General features: G+C 73.6%; 3 protein-coding genes. 1 reads left to right on the top strand and 2 read right to left on the bottom strand.

The annotated features are described in order from the left end of the window. A partial coding sequence (galK, locus tag ACI3KX_RS21950; RefSeq protein ID WP_404911076.1) for a galactokinase occupies positions 1-1,184 on the bottom strand: 1,184 nt, incomplete at its 3' end. Then, complete coding sequence (galT, locus tag ACI3KX_RS21945; RefSeq protein WP_404911077.1) at positions 1,181-2,371, bottom strand: galactose-1-phosphate uridylyltransferase; 1,191 nt, start codon at positions 2,369-2,371, stop codon at positions 1,181-1,183. The genes galT and galK, both read right to left, overlap by 4 nt. A gap of 117 nt (positions 2,372-2,488) precedes the next feature. Here galT and ACI3KX_RS21940 point away from each other — a divergent pair. Continuing rightward, positions 2,489-3,133 (top strand): LacI family DNA-binding transcriptional regulator (locus ACI3KX_RS21940; protein WP_404911075.1); only part of this gene is annotated, 645 nt, incomplete at its 3' end.

The following is a 3,133-nucleotide window of genomic DNA, read 5'->3' as shown; positions in this document are numbered from 1 at the left end:
GCGCCGGCGGACGGGGTCACGGTGAAGATCGTGGGGGCGGCGAAGCCGGCCGATGCGAAGGCGGCGGTGGCGGCATCCGTCACGGCCTGCACCCGATCGCGGGCGACCAGGGCGATCGCGGCGCCGCCGAAGCCGCCGCCCGTCATGCGGGCGCCGATGGCGCCGGCGGACAGCGCCGCCTCCACCGCGGTGTCGAGCTCGGGCACCGAGATCTCGAAGTCGTCGCGCATCGAGGCGTGCGACGCGACGAGGAGGTCGCCGATCGCGGTCGGACCCTGCTCGCGGATGGTGCGCACGGTGTCGAGCACGCGCTGGTCCTCGGTGACGACGTGGCGCACTCGGCGGAAGGTCACATCGTCGACGATCTCGGCCAGGCGCGGCAGGTCGTCGAGGGTCACGTCGCGCAGGGCGGGAACCCCGAGCACCGCGGCTCCGCGCTCGCAGGCCGCCCGGCGCTCTCCGTAGCCGCCGGTCGCGTGCGAGTGCTTCACGCCGGTGTCGATGACGACGAGCTCGATTCCGGCATCCGCGAATCCGAGGTCGATGACCTGGGCGTCGAGCGAGCGGCAATCGAGGAAGATCGCCGCGTCGGCGCGGCCGAGGAGCGCCGCCATCTGGTCCATGATGCCGGTGGGGGCGCCGACGGCCTCGTTCTCGGCGCGGCGGCCGACCTTCGCCAGCGCGACGCGGTCGAGGCTGATTCCCCACGCGTCGGCGAGGGCGACCGCCGTCGCGCCCTCGATCGCCGCCGACGACGACAGCCCCGCGCCCACGGGCACGTCGGAGGCGAAGGCGAGGTCGACGCCGGGGACGGTCGACGGGTCGGTTCCGGATGCCGCGAGCAGCGCCCACGCGACCCCCAGCGGGTAGCGGGCCCACTCGGGGACGGCCTCGCGCCGCTCGGGGAAGAGGGCGCCGAGCTCGTCGAGCGGGACCTCGGCCGTCGTGTCGTCGAAGGTCGAGGCGACCCGCACGCGGAAGACCCCGTCGGAGCGAGGGGCGAGCGCGACATGCGTGCGGTGCTGGATGGCGAAGGGCAGCACGAAGCCGTCGTTGTAGTCGGTGTGCTCGCCGATGAGGTTCACGCGCCCCGGTGCCGACCAGGTGCCGACCGGCTCGGCGCCGAACCGTTCTGCGAAGAGCGCCCGGGCGGACGCGGCGGCGCGGGTGTCGGTGGCGGTCACAGGGTCTCCTCGGGGATGGATGCGACGGCCTCGCGCAGCTTCGCGGCGGCCGACTCGGGCGGGATGTCGCCGATCCAGGCGCCCATGGCGGCCTCGGATCCGGCGAGGAACTTGAGCTTGTCGGCCGCGCGGCGCGGCGACGTGAGCTGCAGGTGCAGGCGCGCGGCGTCGCGACCACGGTGCACCGGAGCCTGGTGCCAGGCCGCGATGTACGGCGTGGGCGAGCCGTAGAGGGCGTCCACGCCACGGAGCAGGCGCAGATAGAGCGGGGCGAGCTCGTCGCGCTCGGCATCCGTCGTGGCGGCGAAGTCGGCGACGTGGCGGTGCGGCAGCAGGTGGATCTCGATGGGCCAGCGCGCGGCGAACGGCACGAACGCCGTCCAGTGCTCGCCCTCGAGGATCACGCGCTCGCCGGCGCGCTCGAACGCGAGGATGCGCTCGAAGAGGTCGGGTCCTTCGCGGTCGATCGATGCGAGCAGGCTCGTCGTGCGCGGCGTGATGTACGGGTACGCGTAGATCTGCCCGTGCGGGTGGGGGAGGGTGACGCCGATCGCCTCGCCGCGGTTCTCGAACGGGAAGACCTGCTCGATGCCCGGGAGGGCCGACATCGCGGCCGTGCGGTCGGCCCACGCCTCGATGACCGTGCGGGCGCGGGTGCGGGAGAGGGAGCCGAACGAGCCGGAGTGCTCAGGACTGAAGCACACGACCTCGCAGCGGCCGACGCTCGTGCGCGTGCGGCCGAGGCCGGGAGTCACGAGGTCGTCGAGGTCGAGGGGCGCGTCTGCGCCGGCCGGGGCGTCGCCGCGGGCTTCCGCGAGCGCAGGACCGAACGACGGCGACTTGTTCTCGAACACGGCGACGTCGTACCGCGACGGGATCTCGGACGGGTTCGTCGGCGTCTGCGGTGCGAGCGGGTCGAGCTCGGCCGGCGGCAGGAATGCGCGGTTCTGGCGTGCCGCCGCGATCGAGACCCAGTCGCCGGTGAGCACGTCGCGACGCATGGTGGCGGTCTCGGGCCGGGGACCGAGCTCGCGTGCGTCGACGGCGCGTTCCGGGCCGAGCGTCGTGCCGGGGTCATCGTAGTAGATGAGGTCGCGGCCGTCGGCGAGCCGGGTCGGGCGCTTGACGACACCGGCGCCGAGCGCCTCGCCCGGGAGCTCGCGGGCAGACGTCGCAGGGTCGTCCAGAGGCGTGTTCACGTCAACACGGTAGCAAGTCAGCTATGTTAGCGTCAACATCGATCGGAGAACACGGATGCCGCAGCCCACGCTTCGCTCGGCATCCGAGCCGAAAAGGGGTGGCGCATGACGGCCAGGCGGGTATCGATGGCGGATGTCGCCCAGCGCGCCGGCGTCTCGGGGCAGACGGTGTCGCGTGTGGTCAATGCGAGCCCGCGGGTCGATCCCGAGACCCGCACGCGGGTCGAGTCGGCGATGTCGGAACTCGGCTACCGTCCGCATCGCGCGGCCCGGGCACTCCGCACCGGTCGCACCCAGACCATCGGCCTGGTCGTCTCGACCCTCGCCTCGGTCGGCAACTCCCGCATGCTGCAGGCGGTGGCGGATGCCGCGGCCGCCCGCGGCTATGCCCTCACCGTCGTGACGCTCGGCGCCGACGGCGACGTGTCGGCCGCCTTCGAGCGTCTGTCCGACCAGGGTGTCGACGGTGCGATCGTGCTGAACGAGGCGACCGAGCGCGTGCGTGAGGCCGACCTCCGCGCGGCGGGACTGACGCTGGTGGTCGTGGACTCGCCGCGCGACGACCGCTTCGGTGTCATCGAGACCGACCACTCGGGCGGCGCGCGACTGGCCGTGAGCCACCTCCTCGATCTCGGGCACGAGACGGTCCACCATCTGGCAGGACCGGCGGGCTCGTTCGCCGCCGCCGAGCGCGAGCGGGGCTGGCGCGAGGCGCTCGCCGCAGCCGGGGCACCGGTGCCCCGGCTGCGG

It is taken from the genome of Microbacterium sp. ZW CA_36 (assembly GCF_044987475.1).
In the GTDB taxonomy this organism is placed as follows: Bacteria; Actinomycetota; Actinomycetes; order Actinomycetales; family Microbacteriaceae; genus Microbacterium.
Note: the sequence above shows the minus strand (reverse complement) of the source record. Positions and strands in the feature narration are given on the sequence as shown.